The organism is Micromonospora sp. LOL_025, assembly GCF_048060285.1.
In the GTDB taxonomy this organism is placed as follows: domain Bacteria; phylum Actinomycetota; class Actinomycetes; order Mycobacteriales; family Micromonosporaceae; genus Micromonospora.
This window is the reverse complement of the sequence record NZ_JBHMIR010000078.1, coordinates 1-3,787: the sequence shown is the minus strand read 5'-3', so window position 1 is coordinate 3,787 and position 3,787 is coordinate 1. Positions and strand designations below refer to the sequence as shown.

The 3,787-nt window shown below is 68.9% G+C and carries 4 protein-coding genes; 3 read left to right on the top strand and 1 reads right to left on the bottom strand.

The genetic code is table 11. The features are described 5' to 3' along the window. The first annotated feature begins 325 nt into the window (after positions 1-325). The 3 genes from ACFHW0_RS31505 to ACFHW0_RS31495 all read left to right on the top strand — a co-directional run bounded on the left by ACFHW0_RS31505 (position 326) and on the right by ACFHW0_RS31495 (position 3,185). Positions 326-1,372: a tyrosine-type recombinase/integrase gene (locus ACFHW0_RS31505; RefSeq protein WP_416613268.1), complete on the top strand. Its 1,047-nt coding sequence runs from the start codon at positions 326-328 to the stop codon at positions 1,370-1,372. Further along, positions 1,369-1,698 (top strand): helix-turn-helix domain-containing protein, encoded by a 330-nt coding sequence (locus ACFHW0_RS31500; protein ID WP_416613267.1) that lies wholly within the window; start codon positions 1,369-1,371, stop codon positions 1,696-1,698. Before ACFHW0_RS31505 ends, ACFHW0_RS31500 begins: the two co-directional genes overlap by 4 nt. A 131-nt stretch (positions 1,699-1,829) precedes the next feature. Further along, positions 1,830-3,185: a hypothetical protein gene (locus ACFHW0_RS31495; protein WP_416613266.1), complete on the top strand. Its 1,356-nt coding sequence runs from the start codon at positions 1,830-1,832 to the stop codon at positions 3,183-3,185. A gap of 6 nt (positions 3,186-3,191) precedes the next feature. On the opposite strand, the gene ACFHW0_RS31490 is transcribed toward ACFHW0_RS31495, so the two are convergent. Next, positions 3,192-3,533 (bottom strand): hypothetical protein, encoded by a 342-nt coding sequence (locus tag ACFHW0_RS31490; protein WP_416613265.1) that lies wholly within the window; start codon positions 3,531-3,533, stop codon positions 3,192-3,194. Positions 3,534-3,787: the final 254 nt, after the last annotated feature.

The following is a 3,787-nucleotide window of genomic DNA, read 5'->3' as shown; positions in this document are numbered from 1 at the left end:
CTGGAAGCTACAACCGCCACGTATTCGATCTGATGCGAATACAAGACAGTCTGCGCGCGGCATGCAGCTGAGGTTGGTGCTGCTGATTGCGCGGGTAGCGGTTTCGACGACTGTAGACGTCTTAGAGGTGGCTCCCTGTCACGAGGGTTCCGAATCCCACCATCCTGACCTGCGTGTTTGACAAGCGGGTCGCATCAGATGCGAAGATCTCGCATCTGATGCGAGTGGTGGGAGGTCACTGTCGGTGGACGTGGAACGTGCCACGCCGGGCTCGGCGGTCCTGCAACTGGCTGACGGTGTCCGGCTGTTGCGGCCGGACGAGCAGGTGTTCACCGCGATGCTCGACGGCTGGCGGAACCAGCAACTCGCGCGGAACCTGTCCTTCGGCACCGTGGAGAGCCGGCAGCGGTCGGTGCGAGCGTTCGCCGAGCACGCGCAGGCGCTGCCGTGGCGGTGGACTCCGCAGCTGGTCGACGAGTGGTGCACCGATCTGCGGGCCGTACGCCGGGTGCGCCGTTCGACGCTGCGTGGCTATCAGGAGGCGGTCCGGCTGTTCTGCGCGTACCTGACCGACCCGGCCTACGGCTGGGTGGGCGAGTGCGAGAAGCGCTTTGGTACGCACCCGGTGCAGGTGGTCCACGAGTGGAACGCCGCAGTCCACGTCGCCGCGGCCGAGGGCGACCCGGCCAAGCGGGCGTTCACGCTTGACGAGATGCAGGCCTTGCTGGACTACGCCGACGAGCAGGTCACCCGGATTCGGGCGGCCGGGCGCAAGGGCTGGCTGCCGGCGTTCCGCGACGCGACCCTGTTCAAGGTCGCCTACGGGTATGGGCTACGGCGCAACGAGACCCGGATGCTCGACGTGGCCGACTTCGGACGCAACCCGCACGCCGACGAGTTCGGCGAGTACGGCGTGCTCTACGTGCGCCACGGCAAGGCGATGAAGGGCTCGCCGCCGAAACGGCGCAGCGTGTTGACCGTCTGGGCATGGGTGCCGGAAGTCCTCGCCGAGTGGATCGAGGAGATCCGGCCGCTGCTGGCCATCGAGGGCAACCCGGCGCTGTGGCCCTCGGAACGGGCGCCTCGGGTCGGGCTGGCGCAGCTCAACGCGCGGCTGTCGGCCTACCGTGACGCCCTCGGCCTGGACGCCGGGCTGGACTTCCACTCGCTGCGAAGGTCGTATGTCACCCACCTGATCGAGGCTGGCTGGGATCCGTTGTTCGTGCAGCAGCAGGTCGGCCACGAACACGCTTCTACCACGGCGATCTACACCTGCGTGTCGTCGGACTTCCGCACCCGCACGCTGCGGCAGGCACTCGACGCGACCATGAACGCGGCACTACGACCGGCACGGAGGGCCCGAGGAGCATGAAACGCCAGGTCAGCTACCGGTGGCGGCTGCGGGAGATGATGGCCGCCCGCGGCGTGTTCACCGCCACCGAACTGGTCCCGCTGCTGCACGAACGCGGCATCGACCTGTCCGCCTCCCAGGTCCACCGCCTCGTCACCGGCACACCCGAGCGGCTGTCGCTGCCCGTCCTCGCGGCGCTATGCGACATCCTGGAGGTCACCCCCGCCGACCTGGTCGTCACGACGGCGGCCAACATCGCGCCACGCAAGGCCGTCGCCGGCGACGCCCCGGCGCCGGTGGACCTGGCCACGGTCCGACCCAAGCGCGCCCGCGTGCGACCGGACTGATGAGCCGGGCCTACACCGCTGAGCAGTACGAACGCTGGTTCGTCCGCAACTGCGTCCGCTGCGGCCGACGCAGCAGCTCGACCGTTCGGTGGCCCGACGGGCAGGTCTGCCGCACCTGCCAAGATCGGGCGTTGCGGACCCAGGGTCGCTGCCCCGGTTGCAGTCACGACCGGCTCCTGGCCGGACGGCGCACCGAGGACCAAGCTCTGATCTGCACCAGCTGCGCCGGATTCTCCATCTCGTATGCCTGCGCCGAGTGCGGGCAGGAGGGCAAGCTGCACGCCGGCCGCCGGTGCACCCGCTGCACGTTCACCCGGCGGATCGGCGAGCTCCTCGACGACGGCACCGGCCGCATCCGCCCTGAACTGGCGCCCCTGGCCAAGCTGCTGACCAGCATGGATAACCCGCTCACCGGCCTGGCCTGGGTCTCCTCCCGGCACGGCCGCTCCGCCCCGGCGGCGGACCTGCTGCGAGGTCTGGGCCGCGCTGACATCGAACTGAGCCACGATGCATTCCACCACCTGCAACCGTGGCGGGCTGCCGCTCACCTGCGGGAACTGCTCATGCAGTGCGGTGTCCTGCCCCTGATCGACAAGCAGATCCTGCTGTTCGAGAGATGGTTGCTCGAGCACCTGGACACCATCACCGACACCGAACAGCGCCGGCTGCTGCGCCAGTACGCCACCTGGCATCTGATGCCCTGGCTGCGCCGCCGCGCCGAACGCGGGCCCGTGAGCCGCAGCACCCGCGGCGAACTCGGACAGCAAGTCCTGCGAGCTGGCGACTTCATCGCCGGGGTCCAGGAGCGCGGACTCGCCCTCGCCCGGCTCGGGCAGGACGACCTGAACCGCTGGATCGTCACCCATCCGCCGCGTCAACAACAGCTCCTCAAACCGTTCCTGACCTGGGCCGCCCACGCCGGGCACATGCCACGGCTGCACGTCGCCGCACACCGGCCCGGCCAGCGATCCCCGATCACGCAGCACCGCCGCATCGGACTACTCCGCAAGCTGATCACCGACGACACCGGCGAGCTCCGCGCCCGCGTCGCCGCAATCCTGCTGCTTCTCTACGCCCAACCGCTCGGCCGCATCCTGCGCCTGACCATCGACGACATCGACACCACCGGCCCCGACGTCCTGCTCCGGTTGGGCGACCCGCCAACGCCGGTTCCCGCACCCGTCGCCGAGCTGCTACTGGCGCTTCGCGACCAGCGCACCAACATGCGCACCGCCACGAACCGCAACGCCCGCTGGCTGTTCCCCGGCCGCCGCGCCGGCCAACCGTTGACCACCCGCACGATCGCCCCACTCATCCGCGACCTCGGCGTCCCCACCGTCCCCGGCCGCCTGGCCGCACTGCACCAACTCGTCCTCCAAGCCCCGGCACCGGTCATCGCCCAGGCCCTCGGCTTCCACCACACCACCACCCAGCGCCACCACGCCGCCGCTGGCGGAACCTGGAACCGCTACACCGGATCAACATGAGGCCAGCTAACGCAACAGCCCACGCTCATCGACAAACCGAGTCGGGTTCCCCATGAAGACGTCCACCGACGTCGCGCCAAACGCCAGGTTCAAGGTGTCCAACCGGTAGCTCCAGTCACCGCCACATGATCCGACGAACCGATAGTTGACCTGCCAACGCACCCACTCACCGAGCCCGAGCCACACCGCCGGCGGCCGACGCCAGCGGCGAGGCATCCCCCACGGCGTGACCACCAACTCGACCCGCAGTCGACCGTCGTTCTCCTTCAAGAGGACGCCAGACCGATCTGGCTGCCCATCGCGGAACGACTCGCTCGGCTCGAACTCGTGCGCCTCGTCCATCAGCACCTCGTGGACGACAGGGCACCGACGCACCGGCAAGGCGAAACCTACCGGCGCGGCGTTCCGGACCGCCGCCGTTGATCCCCCACGCGACCGTTTCGTCCACGACGTGCGCACCCACTGCGCCACGACATCCACAAAGCGATCATGAAGCCCTCTGCCAGGCGGGGCAACCGACATCCTGGCGCCTCACTCACGGTGATCCCCGCTGCTCTTCAAGAGTGAATACGCGATAGATCGTTTACACGACCCTGCCAGTC

Bases quoted from the DNA above. Each gene is read 5' to 3' on its own strand.
- ACFHW0_RS31500 (WP_416613267.1), top strand. From the start codon at position 1,369: ATGAAACGCCAGGTCAGCTACCGGTGGCGGCTGCGGGAGATGATGGCC.